The sequence below is a fragment of the Olsenella sp. AGMB03486 genome (assembly GCF_040884255.1).
Lineage (GTDB): Bacteria > Actinomycetota > Coriobacteriia > Coriobacteriales > Atopobiaceae > Olsenella_L > Olsenella_L kribbiana.
In genome coordinates this window covers 72,051-86,578 of the sequence record NZ_JBEVTM010000008.1, presented here as the reverse complement: position 1 = coordinate 86,578, position 14,528 = coordinate 72,051, and the positions used below count along the sequence as shown (strand labels likewise).

Below are 14,528 nucleotides of genomic sequence, written 5' to 3'. Positions count from 1 at the left end.
TCCGGGCAGATATTTGCTATGGTTGATGCAGAAAAGCGGATGTGGGAGGTTTCATGCCGATGCTCAGGGCAATGATTGTGGACGACGAGGCTCCGGCACGTTCGGAGCTCAAGTACCTGCTGGAGGAGACTGGCAGGGTCGATAGCATTACGGAGGCCTCGAGCGCCCGCGAAGCGGTCGAGAAGCTCATGGAGGGACGTCCTGACGTGATGTTCCTCGATATCTCGATGCCGAAGACATCCGGCATGCAGCTTGCAGAGGCCCTGCACAAGCTCAAAAATCCTCCTGCTGTCGTCTTCGTGACGGCCTACAGCGAGTATGCCCTCGAGGCGTTCGATGTGAACGCGGTCGACTACCTGATGAAGCCGGTCGAGACCGACCGGCTCAACCAGGCGCTCGACAAGGTGCAGTCGATGGCAAAGCCGCAGGTGCAGAGCCACGCCTCCGTGGAGCGCATTCCGGTTGAGAAGGGCGGCCGCAAGGTCCTCGTGCCGATCGACCAGATTCGCTACATCGAGGCCAAGGACGACTACTCCTGCATCTATACGGATACGGAGCGCTATCTCTCGACGATCTCCCTTGCCCGCCTCGAGAACGAGCTCACGCCGCATGGCTTCTTCCGCGTGCACCGTGGCTACATCGTGAACCTCCAGTACGTCGAGGATGTCGAGGTGCTTCCGAGCGGGATCCTGCAGCTCGGCGTCAATGGCATCGAAGGCAAGAAGATCTCCGTCTCGAGGCGCCGCGTCGTGCAGCTCAAGCGCGCTCTCGGACTGTAGGAGAGCGGGGCCATGGCAAAGAGGGTCGCGGTCATATCCGATACGCATGGCTATCTCTCCGAAGAGCTCATCCATGCTCTCAGAGGGGCAGACCTCATCGTCCATGCAGGAGATATCTGCTCGGCCAGCGACTTCCGCACCCTCTCTGGCATGGCTCCTTTGAAGCTCTGCCTCGGCAACAACGACTGGGGCTATGATTACGGCCCCGGCGTCGAGCGCCATATCCATTTCCTCTATGAGGGGGCGCTCTGGCAGGTCTGCCACTACCGCGAGAAGCTTGACATGTCCTGGGGCAAGATTGCCATCTGCGGACACACCCACAAGCCTATCTGCGAGCTCTCGAAATCGGGCCATCTCCTCATGAATCCGGGATCGCCGACCTACCCAAGGACCCAGGAGGGCCCGACCATGGGATGGGTTGAGATAGAGGATGGAAAGATTCTCGATGCCCATATCCAGCGTCTCGAACCCGAAGACAAGGAAGAACGCCGGCACTTCTTCAGGCGATAAGAGACAAGATAATCAGCTGCAGCAGTACAAGTCCAGGCGGCTAATCCATATGGAACTGGCCTTAGTTGCTGTCGTTCAGGCTCATTCCATATCCGTCCGAAATTAGCTGTATGATTCTCTGCCCTATTTTTGTAATGGCATACCTGCGGGTGCTGTCGTACCCTTCTGCCTCAACGAGCCCCTTCTCCATCAATTTATGAAGGATGTTTCTTGTTGCGCGTGTAGTAAGGCCAAGCTTTTTGGCAATTTGGGCTGAACTGGCCTCCCCTTCGCCTTTGATGTATTCGTACGCGGCAAATTCATTTGAACGCAGAATACCGTAAAGATTGTTGGCTTCCTGTTTATGGGCATCGTCTCCATACCCCGACTGTTCTTTGTGTGGCTTCGAGTCATACGCAATCGATGCGGAAGACTGGACCGGCGATGCGGAAGTGTTTTGGGCCGATGCGGAAGTCTGGACCGGCGATGCGGAAGTGTTTTGGGCCGATGCGGAAGTCTGGGCCGGCGATGCGGAAGCGTCCATGGGTGCCCCAAATATTCGGTCCCTTGATTAGGCTTTGCCTTGGTGTGCATCCATGAAGAGCGGGACGATCGTCTTCGTATAGAAGGCAAGCCAGAGAAGAGAGACGGCAAAGCCTGCCAGGACATCCGATGCGTAGTGTACGCCCAGATAGATGCGGCTTACGCCTACCATGACGATGACAAGGGCAAAGAGGGCACAGAGCACGTAGCGCAGGACCTTGTCCTTCTCGTAGTGCCAGATCATCCAGAGCATGAGCCCATAGAATGCCATGCTCACCATCGAGTGGCCCGAAGGGAAGCTGTAGCCTGTCTCCGCGATAAGGCGGAAGCCATCGGGACGGGGACGCTGGATGAGGTTCTTGAGAAGGATATTCAGCACAAGCGTGAGCGCCAGATTCAGAAGGGCGCATCTGCCTGGCTGCTTGCCCGGAGCAAAGGCGGTGATGACAAGGCACATGACAAAGAGGACGACAGGGGAGGCAAGGCTCGAGAACTGCTCCATGTAGGGCGTGAGCCAGTCGGCACGCATGCCTTCCACGATGGTGCGGTAGGCGACAGCATCGACCTTCAGGGCCTCTCCCGTGAAGAGATCCTCGACGATGGCAAAAAGGACAAGGAGCGCCACGACGACGATGGTCATGCGCTTGTGTGCGCATACCTCGCGTCCGAATGCCTGGATCCACCTCATGGCATGCCCTTCTCAAGAAAAATGTGCGTGCATCTGCATGCACGCACATCATAGTCCCTTGGCTCAGCTGCTTACAGGTTCGCTTCGAGCTCGCTCTCGAGCGACGCCTTAGGCATGTTTCCTACAAGCGTATGGACCGGCTTGCCATCCTTGAAGAGGATGAGCGTCGGGATGCTCACGATGTGGAAGCGGGTCGCCAGGCTCTCCTCCTCGTCCACATTGCACTTGTAGACGCTCATGCGGTCCTCGAGGTCCTTGCCGACCGCCTCGACCGTAGGTCCAAGAGCACGGCAGGGGCCGCACCAGCTGGCCCAGAAATCAACGAGGACAGGCTTGGCAGAATCTGCCAGAACCTTGTCGAATGTCTCAGCTGTGATAGCTTCTGCCATCAGCTTCCTCCTTCATTGTGGATGCATTCTATGCGGCCCAGAGCCTTCCTGCCGCGGTGCATTCGCGAGTCTTTGCAGCGCTTATACCCCGAACGTCTTCTTTTCTGTCAGGAACCAGACAGTGCATAAGGGGTAAGCTTAGATGCGTATGCACGAAGGCTGGAGGTGTATCCGTGGAGCGGGAAGACGTAAGGAAGCGCTACATAGCGAAATCGCAGGCAGAGATTGCAAGCCTCTCCGAGCGTGGGCTCCAGATGTCCGGCAATGCCTTCTCGTCCCTCCTGATACTCAAAGGCGAGCTTGGACCGGGCGACCAGGGCGGTCGCACGCTTCTGGCAGGCCCTGACGGCAAGGCCCTTGCTGCAGCATTCGCGCGCCTTGGCTATGCGCCGGAAGACTGGTGTGCGCTTTCCACAAAGACCATAACCGGCGAAGATGTGGAGCCAGACCTTCTGAGGGAAGCCATCGCCGTGCTCGATCCTGCCACGCTTGTCATTTCCGATGAGGCGGCATCGGCCTGCGTGAAGGAGGCCTATGCAGAGGAGCTCTCGCACGTCGAGGACTTCGCGACGGCCATGCTCGAGCCGGGGCATGTGGCAGAGGTCTGCGGCATGCGTGTCATGGATCTCGGCGGCTTCGAGGCAGCGCTTTCCGATCCCAAGAAGAAGCAGATTGTCTGGGCCTATCTCAAGAAGCTTCCTCCCCTGGGAGAGCCGTACTAGGCCTTCTGCCGCACTGCCTAAAAGTTGGTATGAAATCTCCTGAACCTGCTTAGCAGAAAGCAGGCAAATGCGCAGGTGCGCTATGCTTTTTGAAAGCTTGGCATATGCACATTCCGGCTGCGGTACTCTGTAGGTATAACTGTCACGCCCGCACTCCGGGCAGGCAAGGAGGTTTCCCGTGGCCAATGTAGCAGCACCTGTCGATCCGACCCAGACTCCTGAGTGGGCAAAGCTTTCCCAGGACTTCAAGAAGATGCAGGATGAGGGCATCTCCCTCAAGAAGTGGTTCGCAGACGATTCCGAGCGTGTGAACAAGCTCAGCTTCGATGTGAATGACCTGCACTTCGATCTTTCCAAGAACCTTGTGACCGATGAGACGGTCAAGGACCTTGTCGCTCTCGGCCGTGCGGTGCACCTCGAGGAGCGCCGCGACCAGATGCTCAAGGGCGTCCACATCAACACGACCGAGGACCGCGCTGTCCTGCATTCCGCACTCCGCCGTCCGGCATCCGACGAGGGAAAGCTCATCGTCGACGGCCAGGACTGCGTGAAGGACGTCCATGAGGTGCTCGACCGCATGTTCGCCTTCGCCGACCAGGTGCGCTCCGGCGCATGGAAGGGCGTCACCGGCAAGAAGATCGAGAATGTCGTCTCCATCGGCATCGGCGGCTCCGACCTCGGTCCGGTCATGGCCTATGAAGCTCTCAAGCCCTATCTTTCGGGCGGCATCCAGGTCCGCTACATCTCGAACATCGACCCGAATGATGCAGCTGAGAAGCTGAAGGGCCTCGATCCTGAGACCACCCTTGTCATCATCGTCTCCAAGACATTCACGACGCTCGAGACAATGACGAACGCACGCGAGGTCAGGACCTGGCTCATCGATACGCTCAAGGCCCAGAAGGCTATCGATGGCTCCGATTCCTCCATTGCCGATGCAATCAGGCACCACTTCGTCGCTGTCTCCACGAACCTCGAGGGCGTCGAGGCCTTCGGCATCGATCCTTCCAACGCCTTCGGCTTCTGGAACTGGGTCGGCGGCCGCTACTCCGTCGATTCCGCAGTGGGCCTCTCCCTCATCCTCGCCTTTGGCCGCGAGGTCTTCGAGGAGTTCCTCTCCGGCTTCCACGATATGGATGTCTATTTCGCATCCACGCCGCTCGAGCAGAACGTCTGCGCCCTCATGGGTCTCCTGAACGTCTGGTATGTGAACTTCTTCAAGGCTGAGAGCCACGCCGTGCTTCCGTACGACCAGTACCTGCACCGCTTCCCGGCCTACCTCCAGCAGCTCACGATGGAGTCGAATGGCAAGTCCACGCGCTGGGATGGCACCCCTGTCACGACCGAGACGGGCGAGATCTTCTGGGGCGAGGCGGGCACGAATGGCCAGCACGCCTTCTACCAGCTCATCCATCAGGGCACGCGCCTGATTCCTGCTGACTTCATCGCCTTCGTGAATACCCCGAATCCGACGAAGGACGGAGACCAGGACATCCACGAGCTCTTCCTCGGCAACTTCCTCGCACAGACAAAGGCCCTTGCCTTCGGCAAGACCGCTGATGAGGTCCGTGCAGAGGGCACGGCTGAGTGGATGGTGCCGGCACGCTGCTTCGAGGGCAACCGTCCGACGACCTCCATCTTCGGCGAGGCGCTGACGCCGCATGCACTTGGCGAGCTCATCGCCCTCTATGAGTACATCACGTTCACCGAGGGCACGGTCTGGGGCATCGACTCGTTCGACCAGTGGGGCGTCGAGCTTGGCAAGCAGCTTGCAAAGCAGATCACCCCTGCCTTCCACGACGACGAGGCACTTGCACAGCAGGACAGCTCCACGAAGGAGCTCATTGCCTTCTACCGCGCACATCGCAAGTAAGGCAAGATACAAAAAGATCCGTCTGGGGAGCCTGGCAGCTTGATCTGCCAGGCTCCTTTTCGGTAACAGCCTTGCTTCATCCGTCTGCCCGATTGCTGTATCCATGGATAAGGCGCTTTAGTATGATGAACAAGTTGCGCGCGTGCGCTTCGGCCAGCGGAGAAGGGATGTGCTGTCCCATGAAGAGCCTCAATCCTTGTGCAGGAGAGATACCGGTCTCTGCCATCCATACGATGACAGAGGTTGCCTATGAATATGACGCTATCAACCTCTCGCAGGGATTTCCGTCCTTCACGCCGCCGAAAGCCCTGACCGACCGTCTCTCCGAGGTCACGCACGGAGGCCCGAACCAGTATGCCATCTCCTATGGTGCAGCGAACTTCCGCGAGGCGCTGACGCAGAAGGTCAACCGCTTCACAAAGATGGACTTCGACCCCGATGAGAATGTCGTCGTCTGCAATGGCTGCACAGAGGCGCTGCTCGTCGCGCTCTTCACGGTTGTCGCGCCAGGAGACAAGGTTGTCGTCTTCGACCCCTGCTACGAGAACTATGTGCCCGATATCAGGATGGCAGGAGCTGAGCCCATCTTTGTCCAGCTCACACCGCCTTCGTTCAGCTTCTCGGAAGAGGAGCTGGATCGTGCCTGCTCAGACCCTGCCGTGAAGGCGCTCATCCTCAACAACCCGCACAACCCGTCCGGCAAGGTGTTCGATAGGGACGAGCTTTCCGCTATCGCCCATATCGCAGAGAAGCATGACCTCTATGTGATCACGGACGAGGTCTATGAGCACATCGTCTATGAGCCGATGGAGCATATCTACTTCTGCACGCTTCCTGGCATGGACAGGCGGACAATCATGTGCAGCTCGCTTTCCGAGACGTTCTCCATCACGGGCTGGCGCCTGGGCTATCTCTATGGGCCGAAGGAGATCGTGGATACGGCCAAGCGGGTGCACGAGCGCTTCTCGAACTCGTCTTCTGCCCCTCTCATGGAGGCAGCGGTGGCCGGTCTCATGTTCCCCGATGCCTACTACGAGGCGCTCAAGGCCACGTATACGGCAAAGCGCCGTCTCTTCTGCAGCGGGCTCGATGCTCTTGGCATCCCCTATATCCAGCCACAGGGCACCTTCTATGTGCTCTGCGACATCTCCGGCTTCTCCATGGGGTCAGACACCCGCTTCGCGCTCGAGTTTGCACGCAGGGTCGGCGTGGCAGGCGTTCCTGCCTCCTACTTCTTCCAGCATCCGGAGCGCCGCTATATCCGCTTCCACTTTGCACGCGAGGACCGCATCCTGAACGATGCCCTGGAGCGCATGGTGCCGGCAAAGCGCCTCCTCGACTAGGCGCTCTCCGCCGCTGAAAGCGGAAGTCTCGTGGAGCTTCTGGCCTTGCTACAGGCATCCTCTTTGTGGCAGGCAGCCTTTCCGCTATACTTCTTCATCGCGAGTGCATTCGATGGGTTCGGGCGACGCACTGTTCCGAACCTGGTCAGGGCCGGGAGGCAGCAGCCATAAGGAGCCTCGGGCGGGCGCCCGTTCCCATCGAATGCACTGCATGAGTGCCTCCAGGACTTCTGCCCTGCGAGGCATTCTCTGTATAAAGGGCTTCTGTAAGGAGAAGGTCAGTGTCGTTCATCAATGCGATTGCCGAGCTCATCCACGATCCGCGTACTGCCATCGCTGCCTGGATCGCAGCAGGTCCGCTCTATGCCTATGGCTTCATCTTCCTGATCGTCTTCATCGAGACGGGTATCGTCTTCTTCCCGTTCCTGCCGGGAGACTCGCTTCTCTTTGCTGCCGGCTTCTTTGCCCATAACGGGGGCTTCAACATCTACCTGCTTCTGGCCTGCGCCTGGGCAGCCGCCATCCTCGGCGACCAGTGCAACTTCATGATTGGCCACTTCTTCGGACGCAAGATCGTCGCTTCCGGCAAGGTGAAGGCCATGACGCCAGAGCGCGTCAAGAAGACGGAGGACTTCCTCGACAAGTGGGGTCACCTCGCGATCTTCCTGGGCCGCTTCTTCCCGTTCATCCGCACGTTTGTGCCGTTCCTCGCCGGCATGGGAGGCATGCACTGGAGGAACTTCGTGATCTTCAATATCCTCGGGGGCGTCTGCTGGTCCACGCTCTTCACGCTTCTGGGCTATTTCTTCGGCGGCATCCCCGCCGTGCAGGAGCACTTCGAGCTTGTCATTGTCGGCATCATCCTCGTCTCTGTCATCCCGGCTGTCGTGGGAGCCTTGAAGGCGAAGTTCGGCAAGAAGAAGGCACCTGAAGGCGAGTAGGCTTCTGTGTCGTTTCTGAGACCTGCCCATGCGTGGGTGCTAGAGTAGTTGCTGCGTGTAGCGTACAGACGAAAAGTGCAGGGCAAAGCGTGCAGACCGAAGATTCGGCCTGCACGCTTTTTGTGTACGCGGAAAGGAATGGGAACATGCCGAGAAACAGGGTGCAGGGAATCATCTTCGGAGTGCTCATGAGCGTGACGATGGCATACGGGATGGAGGTCTACAACGTTGCCTGGAAGATGGGAATCCCGACCATGCCGGGAGGGTTCTCGAACATGACAAACGACGTGTTCCTGGCAGCTCTCATCGAGGCTTCCTACATGTGGCTCTTCGTGTTCCTGTTCTCGAATCTCTGGGGCACCCGTGTGGGAGCAGGCCTTTCGGCCAGGCTTGTCGATCCCAGCCATGACAACGCATTTCTCTGCACGGTCGTGCGCTCTTCCTGCACCGTGCTCATCATGTGCCCGACCATGAGCATGGTGGCATCCATCCTCTTCAATATCATCTTGGGCGGCATGCCGGTCATGCAGCTTCCTGCCATCTTTGTCGGCACCCTCATCAAGAACTTCCCGATGGCGCTGCTGTGGAACCTCTTTGCTGCAGGCCCCATCACGCGCCTTGTCTTTGCGAAGTGCTTCAGCCATGCAGGGGAGAAGCAGGAAGAGGCAGCTTCTGAAGGAGCAGAGGCCTAAAGAGCCAGCAGTGGACAGCGCATGCCGATTCGGGATGCGCTTCCTGTATCTCAACGGGAGCCATCCTCTTATCGTTTCGGGACGCCTGCGTTCCGGAGTGTTTTTCGTTCTTGGTCAATCTGGCTGCGTCGATGAGTACCTCTGCCCGTCTGCAGGCACGCTTCGTATCCTCTTTGCGTATGCCATGCCTGCGCATGATGCCAGCAAGCAAGCATATCTGCCTCTTATTTCTTGGGACTCAGCCTTCAGCGTGAGGCGCACGTTCTGGCATCGAAGAATATCGCAGCGCCGGGCAGGCAGATGCACCAGCGCTTCTTTTCCTGTGCAGATGCATTCCCGCCTCGTCCGAGCGTGCCCCCGGCAAGCTCTGGGCTTTTCGTGGCCAGTGCCTGCCTGCGTCGTATAATGCAGTTGAATCAATGAGTGGCCCTTTTGGCGTAAGTCCAGTTGATGAAAGGGTCGCTCGCCTCTGCGGGCACGGCCCTGTGCTGTGGCAAATATCGCTCGTAGAGGAAGGAATCTATGTCACAGAAGAATGCATCTCAAGGCACGCAGCCAAAGCTGTGGACGAAGGATCTTGTCCTTATCATCCTCGTGAATCTCTGCGTCTTCACGAATCACATCATGAGCCTCTCGACGTTCCCGTTCTTCATCCAGAGCCTGGGCGGGACCGAGGCAATTGCCGGCATCTGTGCCGCGGTCTTCTCGTTCGTTGCTGTCATCATCCGTCCATTCGTGGGCTGGTGGCTCGACAACGGCGTGAGGCGTGCTGCCCTCGTTATCGGCCTCCTGCTTCTCGGCCTGGCGCCTCTGGGCTACGTGTTCGTGCCGACGCTCTCTCTGGCTATCGCTCTCCGTATGCTCCACGGCGTGGGACTTTCGTTCTCGAACTCCACGACCGCTACGGTCGCTTCTGACGTTATCTGCCGTCCGCGCTTCGCCGAAGGCATGGGCTACTTCGGGATGGCAACAGCTCTGGCATCGGCTATCGCACCTGCCCTCGGTCTCGAGCTCATGTATGGCTTCGGCTTCCAGGTGCTCTATGCCACCGCAGCAGGCATCGCGCTTCTTGGCCTTGTTCTCTTCATGTTCATCAAGGCGCCCAGGGTCGATGTGCCGCACAAGAAGCTCGACCTCAGGACCATCATCAACAGGGACTCGCTTCCTGCCACGGTCACGATGCTCGTCTTCATGTTCACGTTCGGTGCCCTCGAGAACTTCGTCGCGCTTTTCGCATCGGAGGAGAGCCTTCCTTCTGGCTCCATCTACTTTCTTGTCATGTCTGCGATGCTCCTGCTCGTCCGTGTGACCCTGGGCAAGCTCGTGGACGAGAAGGGCGAGGCCTTCTTCGTCTATAGCTGCAATGCTTGTGGCCTTCCTGCTCCTTGCCTTCGTGCCGACGACACCCACATTCATCGTCTCTGCTATCCTGGCAGGCTATGCCTTCGGCGGCCTCGAGCCGAGCCTCCAGTCCATGGCTGTGCACACGGCAGATGACGCAAGCAGGGGCTCTGCGAACTCCACGTTCCTCTGCGGCTACGATATCGGCTACGGCCTGGGTGGCGGTGTCGCAGGTTCGCTCATCACGGCTGCCGGCTACACGACGATGTGGTCCGTGGTGTCTCTTGCCTGCGTCGTCTCCGTGCTCATCTACTTCTTCTGGGCACGTCACTCCGACACGTCCTTCACGAAGATCCTGAAGGCGCATAAGGGCTAGCTCCAGATATATATCCCGCTATGAGAAAGGCGGCAGGCACACACGTTGCCTGCCGCCTTGTTGCGTCTTGGAGTATGTTTTCTACTTCGCAGAGATCACGTAGAGCTCGTAGCCATGGGCATGGCGGGAGATGGAGTACTCGAAGGCCTTGCCGTCGTCGAGGAAGGCCGTCTGCTCCACCTCGAGCAAGGGGCTCGTCTTCGACTCATGGAGCTCTTCGACCTCGAGCTGGGTGGGGAGCACCGCGCGCACGGTCCTGTGTGCGCTCGAGATCTTGAGGCCGAGATCGTCCTCGATGAAGGAATAGATGCTTGTCTCGACCGCTGCGGTCTTGAGGTCGGGGATGACATCGATGGGCATATAGGTGTACTCGATTGCAAGCGGCATATCGTTTGCCGAGCGTACGCGCACGATATGGTAGACGAAGCCATCCTTGTCCGTATCGAGAGCCTCGGCCACCTTGTCGGAGGGGCGCTCGACCGTGAACTGCAGCACCTTCGTCGAGACCTTCTCGCTTCTTGCCCTGTGTTCCGCCATGAACCCCGTCATCTGGTTCGAGTACTCGCCCATGAGGGCTTCGGGCACCTTCTCGCCAATCTTCTTCACGAAGGAGCCCGATCCTCGGCGCCTCGAGATATAGCCCATGGACTCGAGCTGGTCCATGGCCTTCTTGATCGTGATCTTGCTGACGCCGTATTTGTCGCACAGCTGCGCTGTGGAGGGAAGCTGGGAGTAGGGTGGATAGGCGCCGGACTCTATGCCTTCCACGATATCGTCTATGACCGCTTGGTATTTCAGCACGTTCTGCCTGCTCTCATATAGTAAGGACAGCTTCGCACATACCCGCGCTCTGCTCTATCCATACGGCTCCGCTCTCTCTACTCATGAATAGCAGAGTAGGAATCCTTTTGGATGCATGACACGGAAAAAGCGGGATAGCCTGATGTGGGGAGAAGGGGATGCATCCGGCAATCTGGCTGCCTGCTGCGCTGGCCGCTCCTTCCTCTTTGGTCCATCCATCCTTTCATGCCGCAGCCGCTGCTGGCTGCTTTCAGGCTCTTTTCTGCAGCATGCGTCGCGGAGGTGACCGTTTGTGCCGCAAGAGGCATCTCATCCGCTCCTTCGGCTATCTTGAGAATCAGAAAAAGAGAGGGCTGGATGCAACCGGCCCAGGGGAGGAAGGGCAGACTCTTGGATACAGAAGCAATACTCAAGAAGCTGACGCTCGAAGAGAAGTGCGCCCTGCTCGTGGGTGCCACCGCCTTCGGCACGCGCGAGATCAAGCATGCAGAGGTGCCGTCGCTTGTCTTCTCCGATGGCCCTCACGGCCTGAGGCGCCAGGCAGAAGGAGCGAACCACCTCGGCATCGGCGGCTCGCTTCCTGCGACCTGCTTCCCGACGGCAGTGACCTTGGCAGATACCTGGGACACAGGTCTTGTCGAGGAGGTCGGCGAGGCCTTGGGCGAGGAAGCTGCTGTCGAGGATGTGAACGTGCTTCTCGGACCGGGCATCTGCATCAAGAGGAGCCCTTTGGGCGGCCGCGACTTCGAGTACTACTCGGAGGACCCCTACCTTGCCGGCAAGATGGCTGCTGCCTACGTGCGCGGCGTCCAGTCCAAGGGCGTCGGTGCCTGCGTCAAGCACTTTGCTGCGAACAGCCAGGAGACCCGCCGCCAGGCATCCGACTCCATCCTCGACGAGAGGACGCTCCGCGAGATCTATCTTGCGGCCTTCGAGATCGTGGTCAAGGAGGCAGCGCCCAAGGCGGTCATGTCGAGCTACAACAGGGTCAACGGTGTCTACGCAAACGAGAACACGCACCTTCTTCAGGACATCCTCTACGGCGAGTGGGGCTACAAGGGTGCTGTCGTGACCGACTGGGGCGGCTCGAACGACCATGTTGCAGGCGTCGCCGCAGGATCGCACTTCGAGATGCCGGCACCGGGACTCGACTCCACCCGCGAGCTCATCGCAGCCGTGAAGGATGGCAAGATCTCCCAGGACCTGCTCGATCGGCGTGTCTCCGAAGCGCTCGAGCTCATCCTCTCGACGCATGATGCAACAGCAAACGCTGCCTCCTCCTTCGACGAGGAGGGACACCATGCCGTGGCAGAGCGTGCTGCAGCCGCAGGCATCGTCCTTCTCAAGAACGAGAAGGCAGGGGAGAAGCCGCTTTTGCCTCTTGCTCCGAAGACGAAGGTTGCCCTCATCGGCGACTTTGCAAAGGAGCCCCGCTATCAGGGTGCCGGCTCCTCGCTCGTGAACCCGACGAAGCTTGAGACGCTTCTCGAATGCATCCAGGACTCCGGCCTCGACTTCGTGGGCTACGAGCCGGGCTTCGAGCGCTCGGGCGAAAAGAATGCCGAGCGTGCCCAGGCGGCAGTCGCTCTTGCAGAGAGGGCAGATGTCGTCCTGCTCTGCCTGGGACTTCCTGAGTCTGAAGAGTCCGAAGGCATGGACAGGACGAGCTTCGAGCTTCCGGCAAACCAGGTCGCGCTCATGAAGCAGCTGAGCTCTGTGAACAGCAATATCTGCTGCCTTCTCTCCTCAGGCGGCGCGGTCGCGACCGACTGGGCAGACGAGGTGCCGGCCCTTCTCTATCTCGGCCTCGGCGGCCAGGCAGGGGCACGCGCTGCGCTCGAGGTGCTCACGGGTGCCCAGAACCCCTCCGGCAAGCTTGCAGAGACCTGGCCGAAGGCTCTCGCAGATACCCCATGCGATGGCATCTTCCCGTCTGACGATGCCGATGCCCAGTACCGCGAAGGCATCTATGTGGGATACCGCTACTACGAGACGGCGAAGGTCCCTGTAGCGTTCCCGTTCGGCTATGGCCTCTCCTATACGACATTTGCCTACAGCAATCTTTCTGTCCATGTGAAGCAGTCCGACGTGAAGGCAGGAAAGCTCCCCACCGCAACGGTCACGTTCGATCTCAAGAACACGGGCACCCGTGCTGGCGCCGAGGTGGCCGAGGTCTATATATCAAAGCCCAAGGCACGCATCTTCCGTCCCGCCGAGGAGCTCAAGGGATTTGCGAAGGTCGCGCTTGAGCCGGGCGAGAAGAAGACCGTGACCATCGAGCTCGACGAGCGCGCCTTCCGCTACTTCAATGTGGCGACGGGTGCCTGGGAAGTCGAAGGCGGCAACTATGAGGTCAAGGTCGGCGGCTCGAGCGAGCACCAGGCCTTGAAGGCAGTCGTGCTCCTGGCTGATACGCATGCCCCCGATCCCTACATGGGAAGAAACATCCCCGAGTACCGTACGGGTGCTGTGCACGGCATTGCGAAGGAGGAGTTCGAGGAGCTCCTCGGCAGGAGGCTTCCTGAGCCGCGCGTGACGCTCGACAGGAATACCTGCTTCCGCGACCTCAACCACGGCAGGAGCCCGATCTTCTGGATCGTCTGGCTCGTGCTCCAGCATCTCGTGAAGAAGGGCGCCAAGGAAGGACGTCCGAACCTGAATGTCCTCTTCATCTACAACATGCCGCTTCGCGCCCTTGCGAAGAACGCCGGACAGTTCGTGTCGATGGGTCTTGTCGATGCGCTTGTCCGCGAGATCCAGGGCTGGGGACTCTGCGGCCTTGTGCCTGCAGCGATCGTCCAGATCTTTGCAGGAGACTTCTTCCTGCTCGTCTGGTTCCTCTGGTTCTTCGCGCCGCTTGCCTACGAGCTCATCAAGAATCTCGTGCTCAACGCACGGGGCGAGAAGCTCCTCGCAGCGCAGGACCGCAACTGATATAGGCAGCCACCCCGAGAGAAGGGATTCGTTTCATGAGCTTCAAGACGTGGACCCAGGAACATGAGACGCTCTGGGAATTCATCAAGTTCCAGGTGCTGAGCAACATCTCCACGGCAACGCGCTTCATCTGCACCTGGATCGGCACGGCGCTCTTCATCAATGCGATGCAGCTGACGAGCCCGTTCTCGTTCCTCATCTTCGACTACACGACGCCGGGCTCCCATGGCCTGGGCGGGTTCATCACCTTCCTGATCGCTGAGGTGCTGGCACAGGTCGTGAACTTCTTCGTCCAGATGAAGTGGGTCTTCAAGTCGACGGCTGACTTCTCGAAGTCCGCACCGAAGTATGCGGTCCTCGCTGTCGTCATCGTCGTCGTGAACCTGATCCTGCCGGGCCATGTCACGGCTTTCTGCGAGAGTACGTGGGGCATGGGCGCCGAGCTTGCCGGCACCGTCGCTTCTGTCGTCAACACTCTCCTCGCCGTCATCGTGAGCTTCCCGCTCCTCAAGTTCTGGATCGCTCCGGACAAATAAGGCTTCCTGGTATCTCCCCACACCTCCCTTTTTGGGCCCTTCTGTGGCATTGCTGCAGGAGGGCCTCCACCTTTATAGGGA

The 14,528-nt window shown here is 59.1% G+C and carries 15 protein-coding genes and 1 other RNA gene; 12 read left to right on the top strand and 4 right to left on the bottom strand.

What is annotated here, in order from left to right; all coding sequences use genetic code 11:
• Positions 1 to 59: 59 nt before the first annotated feature.
• Positions 60 to 779 carry a LytTR family DNA-binding domain-containing protein gene (locus ABVS03_RS05730; protein WP_330972636.1) on the top strand — a complete coding sequence of 240 codons (720 nt, stop codon included), beginning with the start codon at positions 60 to 62 and terminating at the stop codon, positions 777 to 779.
• Positions 780 to 791: 12 nt separating this feature from the next.
• Positions 792 to 1,289 (top strand): metallophosphoesterase family protein, encoded by a 498-nt coding sequence (locus ABVS03_RS05725; protein ID WP_330972633.1) that lies wholly within the window; start codon positions 792 to 794, stop codon positions 1,287 to 1,289.
• A 61-nt stretch (positions 1,290 to 1,350) separates the two neighbouring features.
• Here ABVS03_RS05725 and ABVS03_RS05720 read toward each other — a convergent pair whose 3' ends face one another.
• The 3 genes from ABVS03_RS05720 to trxA form a co-directional block, all read right to left on the bottom strand.
• The gene (locus tag ABVS03_RS05720; RefSeq protein ID WP_368018389.1) at positions 1,351 to 1,812 is read right to left on the bottom strand and encodes a winged helix-turn-helix transcriptional regulator; all 462 of its coding nucleotides are present in this window, start codon (positions 1,810 to 1,812) and stop codon (positions 1,351 to 1,353) included.
• A 27-nt stretch (positions 1,813 to 1,839) separates the two neighbouring features.
• Positions 1,840 to 2,499 carry a phosphatase PAP2 family protein gene (locus ABVS03_RS05715; protein ID WP_368018388.1) on the bottom strand — a complete coding sequence of 220 codons (660 nt, stop codon included), beginning with the start codon at positions 2,497 to 2,499 and terminating at the stop codon, positions 1,840 to 1,842.
• 71 nt (positions 2,500 to 2,570) lie between these two features.
• Complete coding sequence (gene trxA, locus ABVS03_RS05710) at positions 2,571 to 2,888, bottom strand: thioredoxin (RefSeq protein WP_330972631.1); 318 nt, start codon at positions 2,886 to 2,888, stop codon at positions 2,571 to 2,573.
• A gap of 173 nt (positions 2,889 to 3,061) precedes the next feature.
• Between trxA and ABVS03_RS05705 the strand changes: the two genes are divergently transcribed.
• The 8 genes from ABVS03_RS05705 to ABVS03_RS05670 all read left to right on the top strand — a co-directional run bounded on the left by ABVS03_RS05705 (position 3,062) and on the right by ABVS03_RS05670 (position 10,176).
• Positions 3,062 to 3,610, top strand: coding sequence for a hypothetical protein (locus tag ABVS03_RS05705; protein ID WP_368018387.1), 549 nt, complete (start codon positions 3,062 to 3,064; stop codon positions 3,608 to 3,610).
• 178 nt (positions 3,611 to 3,788) lie between these two features.
• Positions 3,789 to 5,483, top strand: coding sequence for a glucose-6-phosphate isomerase (gene pgi / locus ABVS03_RS05700; protein ID WP_368018386.1), 1,695 nt, complete (start codon positions 3,789 to 3,791; stop codon positions 5,481 to 5,483).
• A 179-nt stretch (positions 5,484 to 5,662) separates the two neighbouring features.
• A complete protein-coding gene (locus tag ABVS03_RS05695; protein WP_368018385.1) occupies positions 5,663 to 6,826 on the top strand; it encodes a pyridoxal phosphate-dependent aminotransferase in 1,164 nt (387 codons plus the stop codon).
• Positions 6,827 to 6,935: 109 nt separating this feature from the next.
• Positions 6,936 to 7,031, top strand: an RNA gene (ffs, locus tag ABVS03_RS05690) — signal recognition particle sRNA small type.
• Between the two features lie 76 nt (positions 7,032 to 7,107).
• Positions 7,108 to 7,767, top strand: coding sequence for a DedA family protein (locus ABVS03_RS05685; protein WP_368018384.1), 660 nt, complete (start codon positions 7,108 to 7,110; stop codon positions 7,765 to 7,767).
• 146 nt (positions 7,768 to 7,913) lie between these two features.
• A complete protein-coding gene (locus ABVS03_RS05680) occupies positions 7,914 to 8,459 on the top strand; it encodes a hypothetical protein (protein WP_368018383.1) in 546 nt (181 codons plus the stop codon).
• Positions 8,460 to 8,981: 522 nt separating this feature from the next.
• The gene (locus ABVS03_RS05675; protein WP_368018382.1) at positions 8,982 to 9,956 is read left to right on the top strand and encodes an MFS transporter; all 975 of its coding nucleotides are present in this window, start codon (positions 8,982 to 8,984) and stop codon (positions 9,954 to 9,956) included.
• Complete coding sequence (locus tag ABVS03_RS05670; protein ID WP_368018410.1) at positions 9,853 to 10,176, top strand: MFS transporter; 324 nt, start codon at positions 9,853 to 9,855, stop codon at positions 10,174 to 10,176. Before ABVS03_RS05675 ends, ABVS03_RS05670 begins: the two co-directional genes overlap by 104 nt.
• Positions 10,177 to 10,257: 81 nt before the next feature.
• Here the strand turns inward: ABVS03_RS05670 and ABVS03_RS05665 are convergent, their stop codons facing one another.
• Positions 10,258 to 10,977: a GntR family transcriptional regulator gene (locus tag ABVS03_RS05665; RefSeq protein ID WP_368018381.1), complete on the bottom strand. Its 720-nt coding sequence runs from the start codon at positions 10,975 to 10,977 to the stop codon at positions 10,258 to 10,260.
• 390 nt (positions 10,978 to 11,367) lie between these two features.
• On the opposite strand from ABVS03_RS05665, the gene ABVS03_RS05660 reads away from it, so the two are divergent.
• Positions 11,368 to 13,911 (top strand): beta-glucosidase, encoded by a 2,544-nt coding sequence (locus tag ABVS03_RS05660; RefSeq protein ID WP_368018380.1) that lies wholly within the window; start codon positions 11,368 to 11,370, stop codon positions 13,909 to 13,911.
• Between the two features lie 35 nt (positions 13,912 to 13,946).
• Complete coding sequence (locus ABVS03_RS05655; RefSeq protein WP_330972618.1) at positions 13,947 to 14,447, top strand: GtrA family protein; 501 nt, start codon at positions 13,947 to 13,949, stop codon at positions 14,445 to 14,447.
• Positions 14,448 to 14,528: the final 81 nt, after the last annotated feature.